Here is a 17481-nt window from a genome sequence, read left to right on the forward strand (position 1 = left end):
GTCTCCCTATTCTTGTTGTTTTCAGCTCAGCGGCCAGTGGTGTTGACAGGCTTGGCGAACGGCCTGGGCGCTGCTCAGGTTGAGCAGTTCCTGGCTCAGCTGCCGGCATTGCGCCGCGTCCAGATGGCGAACGCGGTCCTTGATCTCTCCGACCTGCGGCGGGCTCACCGACAGCTCGGTGACGCCCAGGCCGACCAGTACCGGCGTGGCCAGCGGGTCAGAAGCCAACGCACCGCACACGCCGACCCAACGCCCGTGCTTCGCCGCACCGGCGCAGGTGTGCGCGATCAGTCGCAGCAAGGCCGGGTGCAGCGCATCGACGCGCGCGGCCAAGCCTGCGTGGTCGCGGTCCATGGCCAGGGTGTACTGGGACAGGTCATTGGTGCCGATGGACAAAAAGTCCGCATGTTCGGCCAGCTGTTCAGCCATCAGCGCAGCGGCGGGCACTTCGATCATCACCCCCAGTTCGGGGCGCTGGCTCAAACCCAACTCGGCGCACAGTTCATCCAGGCGCTGGCGAATCTGCAGCAGTTCATCCACCTCGCTGACCATCGGCAACAGGATGCGACAACGCGCCAGCGGCGAGACTTGCAGCAGGGCACGCAGTTGCTGGTCGAGCAATTCCGGACGCACTTGGGCCATGCGAATGCCGCGCAGGCCCAACACCGGGTTGGCCTCGATCGGCAGCGGCAAATAGTCGAGCTGCTTGTCGCCGCCCACGTCGATGGTGCGGATGATCACCGACTTGTCGCCCATGGCATCCAATACGGCCTGATAAGCCTGACGCTGTTCCTGCTCATCCGGCGCGGTACGGCGGTCGACGAAGAGGAATTCGGTGCGTAGAAGGCCGACGCCATCGGCACCGTTTTCAAACGCCACTTGGGCCTCGCTGCTGGAGGCAACATTGGCGGCGATTTCAATGTTCACACCGTCGCGGGTGCGTGCCGGTTGTTGCGCCTGGGCCTGTTGCTGCTGGCGACGCAGTTTTTGCGCGTCGCGTATCTGGTGCACTTCAGCATGGCGCGCATCGGTAGGGGCCAGTTCCAGGCGGCCATTGATGGCGTCCAGCACCACGCGCTGGCCCTGAGGCACATCCAATACCTCGGCACCGAGGGCGACCACGCAGGGTAAGCCTTTCCCCCGAGCAAGTATCGCGACGTGGGAGGTGGCGCCGCCTTCGGCCATGCAGATACCGGCGGCCTGCTGTTCACTCAGTTGCAGCAAGTCTGACGGGGTCAGTTCATGGGCGCTGACAATCGATCCGGCGGGTAACTCAAAGTGCCAGGCCTCACCCAGCAAGGCCCGCAATACGCGTTGTTGCAGGTCGCGAAGATCGTTGGCGCGCTCGGCAAACAACGGCTTGCCCAACGCCAACAGCACGGCGCACTGGGCCTGGATCGCATCACGCCAGGCGTGGGTGGCAGCGCTGCCGTGGGCGATGGCGTCGGTGGCCGCTTCCAGCAGCGCCGGGTCTTCGAGCAGTGCAAGGTGAGCGGCGAAGATGTCTTCTTCCTCGACATTCTTGCGTTGGCGGGCATGCTCGAGGGTGCTGCGGATTTCGTCACGCACCTGCTCCAGTGCCGTGTCGAGGCGCTGCTGTTGTTCGTCGGCGCTATGGTTACCGGTGTCTTCGGGCAGCTCGATGCCGGACAGGCGGAACAGTGGCCCGCACACCAGGCCGGGTGCTGCACACACGCCTTGCAGCACATCGGCTTCCACACTGGCGCGACGTGGCGCAGCAGTGGCTACCGGGGCGTGATGGGCTTCGCTGACCGCCACGGATAGCGCCGCGACCAGCCCTTGCAACGCCGCCTCTGCGTCTTGGCCACGGCAACTCACCCGCACTTCGTCGCCTTCGCCGATGCCCAGGCCCATCAAGCCAATCAGGCTGTCGCACGACGCCGATTTATCAGCGAAGTGCAGGTGCGACTGGCTGCTGAAACCCTGGGCGGTCTTGCGGATCAGGGCGGCAGGGCGTGCATGCAAACCGCCTCGATGGGTAATGCGTACGCTGGCGCTGGCCTCGAAGCTGGAGTTATCCACAGCTGCTTGGGCGGTGGCGGTGGTGCGCGCAGCAATCTGCAACAACGGCTCACCGATCTTGACCGTCTTCAGCGCCACGGGCGTCAGCTCAAAGCGGTCACTGTTGGTCAGGATGATCAGGCTCACCAGGCTCTTGCACTGGCGCGCGATGCGGTCCAGATCAAACTGCACTAACGGCTGACCCTCGCTCACCCGTGCGCCGTCCTTCACCAGCAAGGCAAAGCCTTCGCCATTGAGTTCCACGGTGTCGATGCCCACGTGCATCAATACTTCTGCACCGTTATCGGCGCGGATGGTCAGCGCATGGCCGGTGCGCGCGACGTGGATGATCACGCCGTCACAGGGCGCGTGCAGGCAGTCGTTCAACGGGTCGATAGCGAGACCGTCGCCCATGGCGCCGCTGGCGAACACTTCGTCGGGGACGCGGTTCAGGGCCAGCACCGGCCCACTCAAGGGGGCGCTAAGGGTCAATGGATTATTGTTGTTGGGCATGGGCACGGTACTCATCAGGAAAACGCCGCTTTAGTGCGTGCGGGTGACTTTGCTCAGGTGGCGCGGCTGGTCCGGGTCCATGCCCCGTGCCTCAGCAAGGCCTGCGGCCATCACGTAGAAGCTCTGGATAGCCAGGATCGGGTCCAGGCTCGGGTGTTCGGCGCGGCTCAGCGTCAGGTCGCGTTCGGCGATATCGTCCGGCGCAGCCAGCAGCACGCGTGCGCCGCGTTGGCGCATATCGGCGGCCAGGCTCAACAGGCCGGCCTGCTCGGCGCCGCGGGGGGCGAACACCAGTAGGGGGTAGTTCTCGTCGATCAAGGCCATCGGCCCGTGGCGCACTTCGGCGCTGCTGAAGGCTTCGGCCTGGATCGCCGAGGTTTCCTTGAGCTTGAGCGCGGCTTCCTGGGCGATGGCAAACCCGGCGCCTCGGCCGATCACCATCAAGCGCTGGCTGCCTTTGAGGGCGTCGACGGCCAGGCGCCAATCCTGTCTGGCGGCGTCACGCAGTCCCTCGGGCAGGGCCTGGCAGGCTTGCAGCAAGTCGGCTTCTTGATTCCAGTGGCCGATCAACTGTGCACTGGCGCTCAGGGTGGCGATAAAACTCTTGGTGGCGGCCACGCTGAGTTCCGGCCCGGCGCACAGCGGCACATGAAATTCACAGGCGGCTTCCAGCGGTGAGTCTTCGGCATTGACCAGGGAGATGCTCAAGGCACCACGCTTGCGCAACAAGCGCAGACTGTTGACCAGGTCCGGGCTCTGCCCCGATTGGGAGAAACCAAACGCTACCTGGCCGCTGACTTTCATCGGCGCCTGCAACAGGGTCACCACCGACATCGGCAGCGACGCCACCGGAATGCCCACGTGTTGCATGGCCAGGTAGGCGAAGTAACTGGCGGCGTGGTCGGAGCTGCCGCGGGCGATGGTCATCGCCACTTGCGGCGGCTGGCGGCGCAGGCGGCCGGCGACTTCTTCCAGCATCGGGTCCAGGCGCTGCAGTTGGGCCGCGACGGCGTCGCAGGAGGCCAGGGCCTCTTCAAGCATTTTTGAAGTCAATGGTGTCTCCTTCGACCATTACGTCGGTGAGTGTCAGGGAGCGGTCCAGGCGCACGCAGTCGGCAAAGCTGCCCGGTTGCAGGCGGCCGCGTTCTTCCAGGCCCAGGTAGTCCGCAGGAAATTGCGACAGGCGTTGCGAGGCTTCACTGATGGGCAGGCCGATTTTCACCAGGTTGCGCAGCGCCTGATCCATGGTCAGCGTGCTGCCGGCCAGGGTGCCGTCGGCCAGGCGCACGCCGCCCAGGCATTTGGTCACGGTGTGGCTGCCCAGCTTGTACTCTCCGTCGGGCATGCCGGCGGCGGCGGTGGAGTCGGTGACGCAATACAGGCACGGGATCGAGCGCAGGGCTACGCGCATGGCGCCGGGGTGCACGTGCAGCAAGTCCGGGATCAGCTCGGCGTACTGGGCGTGGGCCAGCGCGGCGCCGACGATGCCGGGTTCGCGGTGATGCAGCGGGCTCATGGCGTTGTACAAATGGGTGAAACTGGTGGCGCCAGCGGCCAGGGCGGCAACGCCTTCTTCATAGCTGCCCAGGGTGTGGCCGATCTGCATGCGCACGCCGCGTTGGCTGAGGGCGCGAATCAGGCCGTCGTGGCCGGCGATTTCCGGGGCGATGGTGATCACCCGGATTGGCGCCAGGCGCAGGTAGGCTTCCACTTCTTGCATCAACGCGGTGTGGGCGAAGTTGGGTTGGGCGCCGAGTTTTCCCGGATTGATGTAGGGGCCTTCCAGGTGCACGCCGAGTACGCGGGCGCTGCCGGCTGGCCGCTGTTCGCAGAACGTGCCGAGCTCACCGAGCACGCGGGAAATTTCCTCCACCGGCGCCGTCATGGTGGTGGCCAGCAGCGAGGTGGTGCCAAAACGCACGTGGGTACGGGTAATGGTCTCGAAGGCGCTCGCACCTTCCATGATGTCGGCGCCGCCACCGCCATGCACATGCAGGTCGATAAAGCCCGGCAACAGGTAGGGCAGGTCGTTGTCGGCCGGGTCGCACGGCGTGCCGTCAATGGCGACAACCTTGCCGTGCTCATGCACCAAGCGACCACGCATCCAGCCGCTGGGCGTGAGGATATTGTCTTCAGTCATGGGCAGTTCTCTAAGTTCGCATTCAGGCGGAGTAGTCATGGCGGCGCAGCTCTGCGACAAAGTCGTAGTAGTCGTTGCGGCAGTAGGTGTCGGTGATCTCAATCGGCGTGTTGTCGGCGGTGTAGCCCACGCGGGTCATCAGCAGCATGGCGGTGCCAGGGGCGATGCCGACCAGCGCGGCGAACTCATCCGAGGCATTGATCGCCTGGATATGCTGCAAGGCGCGCACGATGGGCTTGCCGATGCTTTCCAAGTATTCGTACAACGAATTGCCGATGGCCTGGGGATGGGGCAGCACCGAGGCCGGCATGGCGGTCATTTCAATCGCCATCACCGTGTCGTCGGCTTTGCGCAGGCGCTTGAGGCGCGCCACTTTGTCGGTGGGCGACAGGCCCAGGCGGATCAGTTCTTCATGGGTCGGCGGGGTGATGTCGCGCTCCAGCCACTGAGACGTCGGCACAAACCCCTTGAGCCGCAGCATCTCGCTGAACCCCGACAGGCGCGACAAGGGTTGTTCCAGGCGCGGCGTGATGAAAGTGCCGGAGCCTTGGCTGCGACGGATCAGCCCTTGAGCCAGCAACACTTCCAGCGCTTTACGGGCGGTGACCCGCGAGATGCTCAATTGCTCGCTGAGGGCGCGTTCCGAAGGCAGGGCCTGTTCGGATTTCCACTGGCCGGCATGGATCGCTGCTTCAAGGCTGCGGGCCAGTTGCAGGTACAGCGGCGTGGATTGCTTGTCGTCGGGGCGCAGGGCCAGGATGGGATTCATCTGTCAGGTTTCCGATGCGTTATTGGAATGTTGTCGCCCGGTAATGGCCGAAAACTAATACCACTTAAATACCATGTCAATGCTGCCAAAACGGTGAAAATCCCGGTTTCAGGGCGCTTTTATGGGGCTTGGTATCAAGTGGTATTAGAGAGGTCTTTGTGGCGCGCACAAGTGCAGGGTCCCGCGCGGTGAACTGGTATTCACCGGCAGGCGCTGCCTGGGGCAGGAATTATTTTCGAATTATTTTACGAACGGCACGCGATTACGGCCGAATCTCGATGAGGGTGCCGTCTTTGACCAGGTTCCACACTTCGCGCATATCCACATTGCGCATGCCGATGCAGCCGTCGGTCCAGTCCAGGGTGTGGAACCACTGTTCCGGGTAGTCTTCGGTGTCGGGGGTGCCGTGGATCATGATCATGCTGCCCGGCTTTACGCCTTCGCGGCGGGCGCGGGCGGCGTCGCTGATGTTCGGGTAGGAAATGTGCATGGCCAGGTTGAAGCGGTCGCTGGTCTTGCGCCAGTCGATCCAGTAGAGGCCTTCGGGCGTGCGGCGGTCACCTTCGATCAGCTTGTGGCCCTTGGGGTTCTTGCCCAGGGAGATGCGATAGGTCTTGAACGGCTTGCCGTCGTTGATCAGCTGCAGCTGGTGGGCGGACTTGAGCACCAGGACTTTCTCGACCGTTTTACCGCCAAGGGTTTGCACCGTGGAGGCCGGGGACAGCGTGGCGAACGACAGGCAGATCAGAGCAAGCAACCAACGCATTGAAACGGTATCCCTTTGGCGACATTGGCCGGCTTGTTATTGGGCGGGCTTGGACAGCGGTGGCACAGATTCGCTACGTACCGGGTATGCCTGTTGGCGACGGTCAGCGAAGAAGCATTCTAAGGTACGCCCGACCGTGCGGAAAGCCAGCTCGGACCAAGGGATATCGGCTTCGTCGAACAACCTCACTTCCAGGCTTTCCTGGCCAGCGGCAAAGTCCAGGTCGATCAGTTCGGCGCGGTAGAAGATATGCACCTGGCTGATGTGCGGCACATTGATCAGGGTATAGAGGCTCAGGTTGCGCACCCGGGCGCAGGCTTCTTCCAGGGTTTCACGCATGGCCGCCTGCTCGACGGTTTCGCCGTTTTCCATAAAGCCTGCGGGCAGGGTCCAGTAACCCAGGCGTGGCTCGATGGCGCGGCGGCACAACAGCACTTGGTCGCCCCATACCGGCAGGGTACCGGCGACAATATTGGGGTTCTGGTAATGAATGGTCGAGCAGTGGTCGCATACATAGCGCAGGCGTGCGTCGCCTTCGGGAATGCGTTGGGTCACCGGTTTGCCGCACTGGCTGCAGAAATTCATGCTGGGGTTCCTGGACAATGGGCACATCTTGGCTTGGTGCCGGGCGTTCCTGCAAGTTGTCGTTTAGCGACAGCCCTGCGGTTTTGGGGTTGGGCGCGTGCACGCTTTGGTGCATGATGCAAGGTAGCCAACAGACCGAGATGACTCATGCTGGACGAGCTACTTCGACGGGTAAGCAACCACACCCCCCACACCCTGGAAACCGACGGGCGTTTCCCCGAGGCTGCGGTGCTGGTGCCGATTACCCGCAGTGACGAACCCGAGCTGATCCTGACCCTGCGCGCCAGCGGCCTGTCGACCCATGGTGGCGAAGTGGCCTTTCCCGGCGGGCGCCGCGACCCTGAAGACCCGGACCTGATCTTTACCGCCTTGCGCGAAGCCGAAGAAGAAATAGGCCTGCCGCCGGGACTGGTTGAAGTCATCGGCCCGTTGAGCCCGCTGATTTCCCTGCACGGCATCCGCGTAACGCCGTATGTGGGCGTGATCCCCGATTACGTTGAATACCTGGCCAACGACGCTGAAATCGCCGCTGTCTTCAGTGTGCCCCTGGAGTTTTTCCGCCAGGACCCGCGCGAACATACCCACCGCATCGATTACCAGGGCCGCAGTTGGTATGTGCCAAGCTACAGGTTCGGCGAATACAAGATCTGGGGGCTGACGGCGATCATGATTGTCGAGCTGATCAACCTGCTCTATGACGATGCCAAGATCAGCCTGCACCAGCCGCCCAAAAGTTTTATCAATATCTAAGCCATCGCATGAATGGCAAGCCGTGAGGGAAAACCATGAAATACCGCCTGGGCGACGCCCGCGTCGAGACGCATCCCAACAGTTGGGTCGCACCCAATGCCACGCTGGTAGGCAAGGTCAAGCTGGAGGAGGGCGCCAACGTCTGGTTCAACGCGGTGTTGCGCGGCGATAACGAGCTGATCCTGATCGGCAAGAACAGCAACGTGCAGGACGGCAGCGTGATGCACACCGACATGGGTTACCCGCTGACCCTCGGCACCGGCGTGACCATCGGCCATAACGCCATGCTGCACGGCTGCACCGTTGACGACTACAGCCTGATCGGTATTAACGCAGTGGTGCTCAACGGCGCCAAGATTGGCAAGCATTGCATCATCGGCGCCAACTCGCTGATCGGTGAAGGCAAGGAAATCCCCGATGGCTCGCTGGTCATGGGCTCGCCAGGCAAAGTGGTGCGTGAGCTGACCGAGGCGCAGAAGCGGATGCTCGAAGCCAGCGCTGCGCACTATGTGCATAACTCGCAGCGTTACGCGCGGGATCTGGTTGAGCAGGAAGAATGAGTACGGTTGAACGGCCTGTTGCCTCGCCGTGCGTGAGTATTTGCGCACTGGACGACGACGATATCTGCACCGGCTGTCAGCGCAATGTGGATGAGATTACGCGCTGGAGCCGCATGGACAACGCCGAGCGCCGGCTGGTGCTGGGGTTGTGCCATGAGCGGGCGGTGGCGAGTGGGATAGTGTGGATGACCCCTGGGAAATCTGGCGCCTGACAGGCCGCCATCGCAGGCAAGCCAGCTCCCACCCTTGATGTGTGAGTACCTTCAAATGTGGGAGCTGGCTTGCCTGCGATTAGGCCCTGCCAGACGACATCCTTGTAATTGTGTACCCTGTGCGGCATTGCCCACAGGTCCATCCTCCATGTTTTTCCTGATCGCCTATATCAGCAGCGTCGTACTGATCAACTTCGCCTTCTCCACCGCCCCACACCTGGACGTCATCTGGTCCGCCTGGGGTGGCCTGGTATTTATCCTGCGCGACATGGTGCAAACCCGCTTCGGCCATGGCGCAATCATCGCCATGCTCGCGGCGCTGGTGCTCTCCTATATCACCTCCGACCCGTCCATTGCCCTGGCCAGTGCCACGGCGTTTGCGGTGTCCGAGTGCATCGACTGGCTGGTGTTCAGCATCACCAAGCGCCCGCTGCATGACCGCCTGTGGATAAGTTCGGCGCTGAGCATTCCCCTCGATACCTTTATCTTTTTCGGCCTGATCGGCGCACTGACCCCAGCGGTGGCGGGCACGGCGTTGGTGTCCAAGTTCGCCGGTGTCACCGTGGTCTGGCTGATCATGGCCTGGCGCATCCGCCGGCGGGCTGTCGCCAACTGAGGCCAATTTTTACAGTTCATGTAAAATGCCCGCCTTTCTCCCCCATGATCCGCTCCCCTGAGGACCTGAGATGACCCGAATCGGAACTCCATTGTCGCCAACCGCGACCCGCGTTTTGCTGTGTGGCTGCGGTGAGCTGGGCAAGGAAGTGGTAATCGAACTGCAGCGCCTGGGCGTTGAAGTGATTGCCGTGGATCGCTACGCCAATGCGCCGGCCATGCAGGTGGCGCACCGTAGCCATGTGATCAACATGCTCGACGGGGCCGCATTGCGTGCGGTGATCGAGGCGGAGAAGCCGCATTTCATCGTGCCGGAAATCGAAGCCATCGCCACCGCCACTCTGGTGGAACTGGAGGCCGAAGGCTTTACCGTCATCCCGACCGCCCGTGCCACGTCGCTGACCATGAACCGTGAAGGCATCCGTCGCCTGGCCGCCGAAGAACTGGACCTGCCGACCTCGCCGTACCACTTCGCCGATACCTTCGAAGATTACAGCAAGGCCGTCCAGGACCTGGGCTTTCCGTGCGTGGTCAAGCCGGTGATGAGTTCGTCGGGCAAGGGCCAGAGCCTTTTGCGCAGCGCCGACGACGTGCAGAAAGCCTGGGACTACGCCCAAGAAGGCGGGCGTGCCGGCAAGGGTCGGGTGATCATCGAAGGCTTTATCGACTTCGACTACGAAATCACCCTGCTGACCGTGCGCCACATCGGCGGTACCACTTTCTGCGCGCCGGTGGGCCATCGTCAGGAGAAGGGCGACTATCAGGAATCCTGGCAGCCACAGGCCATGAGCCCGATTGCCTTGGCAGAGTCCGAGCGCGTTGCCAAAGCCGTGACCGAAGCCTTGGGTGGCCGTGGCTTGTTTGGCGTGGAATTGTTCATCAAGGGCGATCAGGTGTGGTTCAGCGAAGTGTCGCCGCGCCCCCATGACACCGGCCTGGTGACCCTGATTTCCCAAGACCTGTCGCAGTTTGCCTTGCACGCACGCGCCATCCTCGGCCTGCCGATCCCGTTGATCCGTCAATTCGGGCCTTCGGCGTCGGCGGTGATCCTGGTGGAAGGGCAATCCACCCAGACTGCATTCGCCAACCTCGGCGCCGCGCTGAGCGAGCCGGATACAGCGTTGCGTCTGTTTGGCAAACCTGAAGTGAACGGCCAGCGCCGCATGGGCGTGGCACTGGCGCGGGATGAGTCGATTGAAGCAGCTCGGGCCAAGGCGACCCGTGCTTCCCAAGCAGTTGTTGTAGAGCTCTAAGCCGCCACGCTCGTCCCCACGCTTTGCGTGGGAATGCCTCTTGTGACGCTCTGCGTCGCGCTTGGGGACGCAGAGCGTCCCTAACTGCATTCCCACGCAGAGCGTGGGAACGAGCATGGGGTCAGGCGACCTTGTTCAAGTCGTTATCCCGCGTCTCTTTCAGGCACAGCACCGCAATCAAACTCAGCAACGCTGCTGCCGATACATATCCCCCGACATAACTCAAACCACCCATCGCCACCAGCTTGGTCGCGAAGAACGGCGCCGCCGAGGCCCCCACGATCCCACCCAGGTTATACGCTGCCGATGCACCGGTATAACGCACGCGGGTCGGGAACAGTTCTGGCAGCAGCGCGCCCATCGGTGCGAAGGTCACGCCCATCAAAAACAGCTCCAACGCCAGAAACAGCGCCACGGCCCAGGTCGAGCCATGGGTCAGCAGAGGCTCCATGGTAAAGCCCGACAGAATCGCCAGGACCGCGCCGACGATCAGCACCGGCTTGCGCCCGTAGCGATCACTGGCCAAGGCGGCCAATGGCGTTGCCAGTCCCATGAACAGCACCGCAAAGCACAGCAGGCCGAGGAAGGTTTCACGGCTGTAGCCCAAGGTGGAAACGCCGTAGCTCAACGAAAACGCGGTGGTGATATAGAACAGCGCATAGCACACCACCATCGACGCGGCGCCCAGCAGTACCGGCAGCCAATGCTGGCTGAACAGTTCTACCAGCGGCACTTTCACTGGTTTTTCCTTGGCCACTGCATTGGCGAACACCGGCGTCTCATGCAACTTGAGGCGTGCGTACAGGCCCACCATCACCAGTGCGGCGCTGAGGATGAACGGAATGCGCCAGCCCCAGCTGCGAAATTGCTCGTCATTCAGGCTCATGGCCAAAATCAGGAACAAACCGTTGGCCGCCAGGAAGCCTATCGACGGGCCCAGTTGCGGGAACATGCCGAACCAGGCGCGCTTGCCCTTGGGAGCATTCTCGGTCGCCAGCAAGGCCGCGCCGCCCCATTCTCCGCCAAGGCCCAGGCCCTGGCCGAAGCGCAATACGCACAAGAGGATCGGTGCCCAGGCACCGATGCTGTCGTAGCCCGGCAGCAAGCCGATCAAGGTAGTACATACACCCATCAGTAGCAGTGAAGCCACCAGGGTTGATTTACGGCCGATACGGTCACCGAAGTGACCGAACAACGCCGACCCCAGAGGGCGGGCGATAAAAGCGATACCGAAGGTCAGGAACGATGCCAGCATCTGCGCGGTGCCGGAGGTCTGTGGGAAGAACACCGGGCCGATCACCAGGGCGGCAGCCGTGGCGTAGATGTAGAAATCGTAGAACTCAATGGCGGTGCCGACGATGCTCGCGGTGGCGACGCGGGCGGTCGAGTTGGCAGGTGCGGCGCTCGCAGCCTCTTGGTAGGTGGTGCTCATGACGTTATCCCTGACGGTTATTGCGCGTTTGGACGCGGATTATTATTGGTCGAACACCCATGGATCAGGGCTGTGCGCGGGGCGGCTCGGGATGGGAGCAAACACCGGTCGGACATGGTAAGGCGGTACCAGGACACGCTGGGTGCGGATAGCACGCGGTCTGGCGGGGCTTGGGTAAGCCGCAGGGATTATAGGAAGGGGCCTAAGGATCCAACAAGGGGCTGGCGAGGATCTATGGCCTGGAACTGGATCAATGTGGGAGCTGGCTTGCCTGCGATAGCATCCTCTCGGTTCAACTGAAGGACCGAGTCGCCTGCATCGCAGGCAAGCCAGCTCCCACATTGACCGGGTTGAGCCTGCTGAGGTCAGGCGGCCACTGGCACGTGGCTGGTATGCCAGATCAATACTTTGCTCACCCGGTTGTCCTCGGTCTCGAGGATTTCCAGGCGATAGCGGCCGACTTTCAGGCATACCGCGCAATCGGGAATGGTTTCCAGCGCTTCGGTCACCAGGCCGTTGAGGGTCTTGGGGCCGTCGCTGGGCAGGTGCCAGCCCAGGCTTTTGTTCAGTTCGCGGATCGAGGCGGCGCCGTCGATGATGTAGCGACCATCGGGCTGGGCTTCGATATGCGGGTTATCCACCGCCTGATCGCTTTCGAATTCGCCGACGATCTCTTCCAGAATATCTTCCAGAGTGACAATGCCCAGCACTTCACCGTACTCGTCCACCACCATGCCCAGGCGCCGCTGCTGTTTGTGGAAATTCAGCAGTTGCAGCTGCAACGGCGTGCTTTCCGGCACGAAGTAAGGCTCGTGGCAGGCGGCGAGCAGGGCCTCTTTGGTCAGGCTGGCGTCGGGCAGCAGGTGTTGGACCTGCCGGGTATTGAGCACGGCCTGCACCTGGTTGATGTCGCTGTGGAACACGGGCAGGCGGGTGCGCGGCGAGGTGCGCAACTGTTCGATGATGTCTTCTATCGACTCATCAAGGTTGATGCCGTCCACTTCGCTGCGCGGCACCAGGATGTCGTTGACCGTGATGTTGTCCAGGGCATGGATACCGGGCAGGCCGGGAGTGCGGTCGGCGTCGGTGTCGGGCTCTGGGTCGTCATCATGGTCGGGCAGGGGCTCGTCGCTGTTTTTCACCATGCCGGCTTTGCGCGCAAACGGGCGCAATAACAGCTGGCTGATGCCATTGAGCAGCCAGGCCAGCGGGTAAAGGATTTTCAGCGGCACGCCCAGCAAGGTATTGCCAAAGCCCAGCACTGCTTGGGGGTGACGGGTAGCCAGGGTGCGTGGCAGGTAGTCGGCCAGCACCAGCAGCCCTGCGCAGGAAATCAGCCAGCCTAGCCAGGGCCCGTTCTCTGCCCAGGCATAGATCGCCAGCAGGGTGCAGAGAATCACCACGGCGGCGCGGCACAGGCTGTTGCACAGGATCAGGCTATGGCGCGGGAAGCTCAGGCGTGCGGCCGCCTTGTCGCCCTGGCGTGTGCCAGGGCGTAGGGCCAGCAGGTGTTGTTGCGCGGCTTCAATGGCGGTAAACAGCGCCGCCCACAAAATCAGCAGGGCAATTACGGCGAGCATCGGCCCTAAGGGCAAGTTGTCCATGATCACTGCCCGTCAGATATGCAGGATGTATTCGCGAACCAGCTTGCTGCCGAAATAGGCCAGCATCAACAGGCAGAAACCAGCCAGGGTCCAGCGGATGGCCTTGTGCCCACGCCAGCCGAGGCGGTTGCGCCCCCACAGCAGCACGCTGAACACGACCCAGGCCAGGCACGCCAGCAAGGTTTTATGCACCAGGTGCTGGGCAAACAGGTTTTCGACGAACAGCCAGCCTGAGATCAGCGACAGCGACAACAGGGTCCAGCCGGCCCACAGGAACCCGAACAGCAGGCTTTCCATGGTTTGCAGCGGCGGGAAGTTCTTGATCAACCCGGACGGGTGCTTGTGCTTGAGCTGGTGATCCTGCAGCAGCAGGAGCAGGGCCTGGAACACCGCGATGGTGAACATGCCGTAGGCGAGGATCGACAACAGGATGTGGGCAAGGATGCCCGGCTCCTCGTCGATCACCTGTACGGTGCCAGTAGGGGTGAACTGCGCCAGCAGCACCGTCAGCATTCCCAGGGGGAATAGCAGCACCAGCAGGTTCTCCACCGGAATCCGGTAGCAGGCCAGCAGCGTCAGCGCGATGACGGCCGCGGCGATCAGGCTGGCGGCGCTGAAAAAGTCCAGGCCCAGGCCGACCGGGGTCATCAGGTGGGTGAACAGGCTGGCGGCATGGGCCAGCAGGGCCAGCACGCCAAGGCCGACGAGCAGACGTTTGTCCGCTTTGGTGCCTTGGGCCAGACGAGTGCCCTGATAGAGGGTCGCAGCGGCATACAAAATGGCGGCGGCGAGGCTGGGTAGCAAACTGGGTGACAAGGGGAGCATAAATCCTGGTAGGCAAGCCCGAAAGGCGTTGAGTTTGGCACACACCTGCGTTGCACGAAAGACTCCCGGGCCAGACAGCGGGTGTGCATGGGCGCAGTCTTCGCTATAATCCGCGACCTGCCCACGCCGCAGGCTCGGCGAACGCTGTTTTTAATAGCGATTTCCCCCAGCCTGGGCCGCCATTACCTCGGTCTACCTGCATTTCGATGAATAGGGCCTGAAAGGATCGCGCATGTTTGAAAACTTGACTGACCGTCTCTCGCAGACGCTGCGCCACGTTACCGGCAAGGCCAAGCTGACCGAGGACAATATTAAAGACACCCTGCGTGAAGTGCGCATGGCGTTGCTGGAAGCCGACGTGGCTTTGCCGGTGGTGAAGGACTTCGTCAACTCGGTCAAGGAGCGTGCGGTCGGCACCGAAGTGTCCCGCAGCCTGACCCCGGGCCAGGCCTTTGTGAAGATCGTCCAGGCCGAACTCGAAAGCCTGATGGGCGCGGCCAACGAAGACCTGAACCTCAGTGCCGTGCCGCCAGCCGTCGTGCTGATGGCGGGCCTGCAAGGTGCGGGTAAAACCACCACCGCCGGCAAACTGGCGCGCTTCCTCAAAGAGCGCAAGAAGAAATCCGTGATGGTGGTATCGGCCGACGTGTACCGTCCGGCGGCCATCAAGCAGTTGGAAATGCTCGCGGGCGAAGTGGGCGTGACCTTCTTCCCGTCCGACCTGAGCCAGAAGCCGGTCGACATCGCCAACGCCGCTATTAAAGAAGCCAAGCTCAAGTTCATCGACGTGGTCATCGTCGATACCGCCGGTCGCCTGCACATCGACGAAGAGATGATGGGCGAGATCAAGGCGCTGCATGCCGCGATCAACCCGGTCGAGACCCTGTTCGTGGTCGACGCTATGACTGGCCAGGATGCGGCCAACACCGCCAAGGCTTTTGGTGACGCACTGCCGCTGACCGGCGTGATCCTCACCAAGGTCGACGGCGACGCCCGTGGCGGTGCCGCGCTGTCGGTACGTGCCATTACTGGCAAGCCGATCAAGTTCATCGGTATGGGCGAGAAGAGCGAAGCGCTCGAGCCGTTCCACCCTGAGCGTATCGCCTCGCGCATCCTCGGCATGGGTGATGTGCTCAGCCTGATCGAGCAGGCCGAAGCCACGCTCGACAAGGACAAGGCCGACAAACTGGCCAAGAAGCTGAAGAAGGGCAAGGGCTTCGATCTCGAAGACTTCCGCGACCAGCTGCAACAGATGAAGAACATGGGCGGCCTCGGCGGCCTGATGGACAAGCTGCCCAACATCGGCGGTGTGAACCTGGCGCAAATGGGCAACGCCCAGGGCGCGGCAGAGAAACAGTTCAAGCAGATGGAAGCCATCATCAACTCTATGACCCCGGCCGAGCGCCGCGACCCTGAGCTGATCAGCGGTTCGCGCAAGCGCCGGATCGCCATGGGTTCCGGCACCCAGGTGCAGGACATCGGTCGCTTGATCAAGCAGCACAAGCAGATGCAGAAGATGATGAAGAAATTCTCCGCCAAGGGCGGTATGGCCAAGATGATGCGCGGCATGGGCGGTATGTTGCCCGGCGGCGGCATGCCTAAAATGTAAAGTATTCGAGCGCAAGCCTTGCTTGCGCTCCGCCCCACAAGGATGTGGGATCTCCAGCAAACCCGCCGTTGGCGGGCGCTGACTCGCCGTTTTAACCGACGGCTCTATAGCAGATCTGAATGGCACGCTGATAGGCGCCAGAAAAAGACATTTGCAAAAGTCCGGATATTCCTTAGAATATGCGGCCTTTCGGGCACCTATGCCCGCTGTGCATTTAGATTTGCAGCACCGACTACAGGAACGATGTTCACATGCTAACAATCCGTCTTGCCCTTGGCGGCTCCAAAAAGCGCCCGTTTTACCACTTGACCGTAACCGACAGCCGCAACCCGCGTGACGGTTCGCACAAGGAACAGGTTGGTTTCTTCAACCCTGTTGCTCGTGGTCAAGAAGTTCGTCTGTCCGTGAACCAAGAGCGCGTAGCCTACTGGCTGAGCGTTGGCGCACAGCCATCCGAGCGCGTTGCAAAACTGTTGAAGGACTCGGCTAAGGCCGCAGCCTGAGCAATATGAACGCGACGCCAGCTGTTGCTGATGATTTGATCGTTATCGGCAAGATTTACTCTGTTCATGGCGTTCGCGGCGAAGTGAAGGTGTATTCCTTTACGGATCCGACTGAAAACCTGTTGCAGTACAAAACCTGGACGCTCAAGCGCGAGGGTAGTGTGAAGCAGGTTGAGCTGGTCAGTGGACGCGGGAGCGACAAGTTCCTGGTCGCAAAGCTCAAGGGTCTTGATGATCGTGAAGAAGCTCGTCTTCTGGCCGGTTATGAGATCTGCGTGCCGCGCAACCTGTTCCCTGAATTGACCGACGGCGAGTACTACTGGTACCAGCTGGAAGGTCTGAAGGTTATTGATCAACTCGGGCAATTGCTGGGGAAAATCGATCATCTTCTGGAAACCGGCGCCAATGATGTAATGGTGGTCAAGCCTTGCGCTGGCAGCCTGGATGATCGCGAACGCCTATTGCCCTATACCGAGCAATGCGTGTTGGCCGTCGACCTGGCCGCGGGCGAGATGAAGGTGGAATGGGACGCGGACTTCTAAGCGTGGCTAATTTGCGCATTGAAGTGATCAGTTTGTTTCCCGAGATGTTTTCCGCCATCAGCGAGTACGGCATCACCAGTCGGGCGGTGAAACAGGGGCTGTTGCAGCTCACCTGTTGGAACCCGCGAGACTACACGACGGATCGACATCACACTGTGGACGATCGCCCATTTGGCGGTGGCCCGGGCATGGTGATGAAGATCAAGCCCCTGGAAGACGCGTTGGTTCAGGCCAAGGCAGCCGCCGGGGAGAAGGCGAAGGTAATTTACCTGTCCCCTCAAGGCCGTCAGCTGAAACAGGCGGCGGTACGCGAACTGGCGAATGAGGAAAGTTTGATCCTGATTGCCGGTCGCTATGAAGGCATTGACGAGCGTTTTATTGAAGCTCATGTCGATGAAGAGTGGTCGATTGGGGACTATGTCCTGTCTGGCGGCGAGCTGCCGGCGATGGTCCTGATAGATGCGGTTACACGACTGCTGCCCGGAGCTTTAGGGCATGCGGACTCCGCGGAGGAAGATTCCTTCACGGATGGTTTGCTGGATTGCCCGCACTACACCCGTCCGGAGGTGTATGTGGATCAGCGTGTTCCCGACGTATTGCTAAGTGGCAATCACGCACACATCCGGCGTTGGCGTTTACAGCAGTCCCTTGGTCGGACCTATGAACGACGCGCCGATCTTCTGGAAAGCCGCTCGCTTTCTGGAGAAGAGAAGAAGCTGCTCGAGGAATACATCCTCGCGCGGGACGATAGTTAACAACGTATCGATGGTAGGTCCATTGA

General features: G+C 61.7%; 18 protein-coding genes. 9 read left to right on the top strand and 9 right to left on the bottom strand.

Translation table 11 applies throughout. The features are described 5' to 3' along the window. Window positions 1–21 precede the first annotated feature (21 nt). The 6 genes from ptsP to GIW79_RS00820 all read right to left on the bottom strand — a co-directional run bounded on the left by ptsP (window position 22) and on the right by GIW79_RS00820 (window position 6795). Window positions 22–2535, bottom strand: a complete 2514-nt coding sequence (gene ptsP, locus GIW79_RS00795) for a phosphoenolpyruvate--protein phosphotransferase (RefSeq protein WP_236452689.1) — start codon at window positions 2533–2535, stop codon at window positions 22–24. Window positions 2536–2565: 30 nt separating this feature from the next. Then, window positions 2566–3588, bottom strand: a complete 1023-nt coding sequence (locus GIW79_RS00800; RefSeq protein WP_087149524.1) for an SIS domain-containing protein — start codon at window positions 3586–3588, stop codon at window positions 2566–2568. After that, on the bottom strand, window positions 3569–4675 hold the full coding sequence (gene nagA / locus GIW79_RS00805; protein WP_054898909.1) for an N-acetylglucosamine-6-phosphate deacetylase: 1107 nt from the start codon (window positions 4673–4675) through the stop codon (window positions 3569–3571). The genes GIW79_RS00800 and nagA overlap by 20 nt, the downstream gene beginning before the upstream one ends. 22 nt (window positions 4676–4697) lie before the next feature. Continuing rightward, on the bottom strand, window positions 4698–5444 hold the full coding sequence (locus tag GIW79_RS00810; RefSeq protein ID WP_032895423.1) for a GntR family transcriptional regulator: 747 nt from the start codon (window positions 5442–5444) through the stop codon (window positions 4698–4700). A 262-nt stretch (window positions 5445–5706) separates the two neighbouring features. Beyond that, window positions 5707–6210 (bottom strand): L,D-transpeptidase family protein, encoded by a 504-nt coding sequence (locus GIW79_RS00815; RefSeq protein WP_014719790.1) that lies wholly within the window; start codon window positions 6208–6210, stop codon window positions 5707–5709. A 36-nt stretch (window positions 6211–6246) separates the two neighbouring features. Continuing rightward, entirely contained in the window at window positions 6247–6795 is a 549-nt protein-coding gene (locus GIW79_RS00820) for an NUDIX hydrolase (RefSeq protein WP_034128643.1), read from the bottom strand. A gap of 147 nt (window positions 6796–6942) precedes the next feature. Here GIW79_RS00820 and GIW79_RS00825 point away from each other — a divergent pair, with 147 nt between their 5' ends. The 5 genes from GIW79_RS00825 (at window position 6943) to purT (ending at window position 10185) form a co-directional block, all read left to right on the top strand. Then, window positions 6943–7545: a CoA pyrophosphatase gene (locus GIW79_RS00825; protein WP_017736785.1), complete on the top strand. Its 603-nt coding sequence runs from the start codon at window positions 6943–6945 to the stop codon at window positions 7543–7545. 35 nt (window positions 7546–7580) lie between these two features. Continuing rightward, entirely contained in the window at window positions 7581–8105 is a 525-nt protein-coding gene (locus GIW79_RS00830) for a gamma carbonic anhydrase family protein (RefSeq protein ID WP_054898908.1), read from the top strand. Continuing rightward, window positions 8102–8317: a DUF1289 domain-containing protein gene (locus GIW79_RS00835; RefSeq protein WP_054898907.1), complete on the top strand. Its 216-nt coding sequence runs from the start codon at window positions 8102–8104 to the stop codon at window positions 8315–8317. The genes GIW79_RS00830 and GIW79_RS00835 overlap by 4 nt, the downstream gene beginning before the upstream one ends. Before the next feature lie 148 nt (window positions 8318–8465). After that, entirely contained in the window at window positions 8466–8933 is a 468-nt protein-coding gene (locus GIW79_RS00840; protein WP_003193971.1) for a preQ0 transporter, read from the top strand. 70 nt (window positions 8934–9003) lie between these two features. After that, complete coding sequence (gene purT / locus GIW79_RS00845; protein ID WP_054918313.1) at window positions 9004–10185, top strand: formate-dependent phosphoribosylglycinamide formyltransferase; 1182 nt, start codon at window positions 9004–9006, stop codon at window positions 10183–10185. Between the two features lie 121 nt (window positions 10186–10306). Here the strand turns inward: purT and GIW79_RS00850 are convergent, their stop codons facing one another. The 3 genes from GIW79_RS00850 to GIW79_RS00860 all read right to left on the bottom strand — a co-directional run bounded on the left by GIW79_RS00850 (window position 10307) and on the right by GIW79_RS00860 (window position 14046). Further along, on the bottom strand, window positions 10307–11617 hold the full coding sequence (locus GIW79_RS00850) for an MFS transporter (protein WP_003193968.1): 1311 nt from the start codon (window positions 11615–11617) through the stop codon (window positions 10307–10309). A 365-nt stretch (window positions 11618–11982) separates the two neighbouring features. Next, a complete protein-coding gene (locus GIW79_RS00855) occupies window positions 11983–13221 on the bottom strand; it encodes a transporter associated domain-containing protein (RefSeq protein WP_089042376.1) in 1239 nt (412 codons plus the stop codon). Between the two features lie 12 nt (window positions 13222–13233). Beyond that, entirely contained in the window at window positions 13234–14046 is an 813-nt protein-coding gene (locus GIW79_RS00860) for a cytochrome C assembly family protein (protein ID WP_034115853.1), read from the bottom strand. A gap of 232 nt (window positions 14047–14278) precedes the next feature. Here GIW79_RS00860 and ffh point away from each other — a divergent pair, with 232 nt between their 5' ends. The 4 genes from ffh to trmD all read left to right on the top strand — a co-directional run bounded on the left by ffh (window position 14279) and on the right by trmD (window position 17455). Continuing rightward, window positions 14279–15655 carry a signal recognition particle protein gene (gene ffh / locus GIW79_RS00865; RefSeq protein WP_003193965.1) on the top strand — a complete coding sequence of 459 codons (1377 nt, stop codon included), beginning with the start codon at window positions 14279–14281 and terminating at the stop codon, window positions 15653–15655. Between the two features lie 251 nt (window positions 15656–15906). Then, window positions 15907–16158 carry a 30S ribosomal protein S16 gene (rpsP, locus tag GIW79_RS00870; RefSeq protein ID WP_003175899.1) on the top strand — a complete coding sequence of 84 codons (252 nt, stop codon included), beginning with the start codon at window positions 15907–15909 and terminating at the stop codon, window positions 16156–16158. Between the two features lie 5 nt (window positions 16159–16163). After that, window positions 16164–16700 (top strand): ribosome maturation factor RimM, encoded by a 537-nt coding sequence (gene rimM, locus GIW79_RS00875; RefSeq protein WP_003175898.1) that lies wholly within the window; start codon window positions 16164–16166, stop codon window positions 16698–16700. After that, the gene (gene trmD / locus GIW79_RS00880; RefSeq protein WP_153475158.1) at window positions 16682–17455 is read left to right on the top strand and encodes a tRNA (guanosine(37)-N1)-methyltransferase TrmD; all 774 of its coding nucleotides are present in this window, start codon (window positions 16682–16684) and stop codon (window positions 17453–17455) included. The genes rimM and trmD overlap by 19 nt, the downstream gene beginning before the upstream one ends. Window positions 17456–17481: the final 26 nt, after the last annotated feature.

It is taken from the genome of Pseudomonas sp. PA-7-1E (genome assembly GCF_021605325.1).
Lineage (GTDB): Bacteria > Pseudomonadota > Gammaproteobacteria > Pseudomonadales > Pseudomonadaceae > Aquipseudomonas > Aquipseudomonas fluorescens_BV.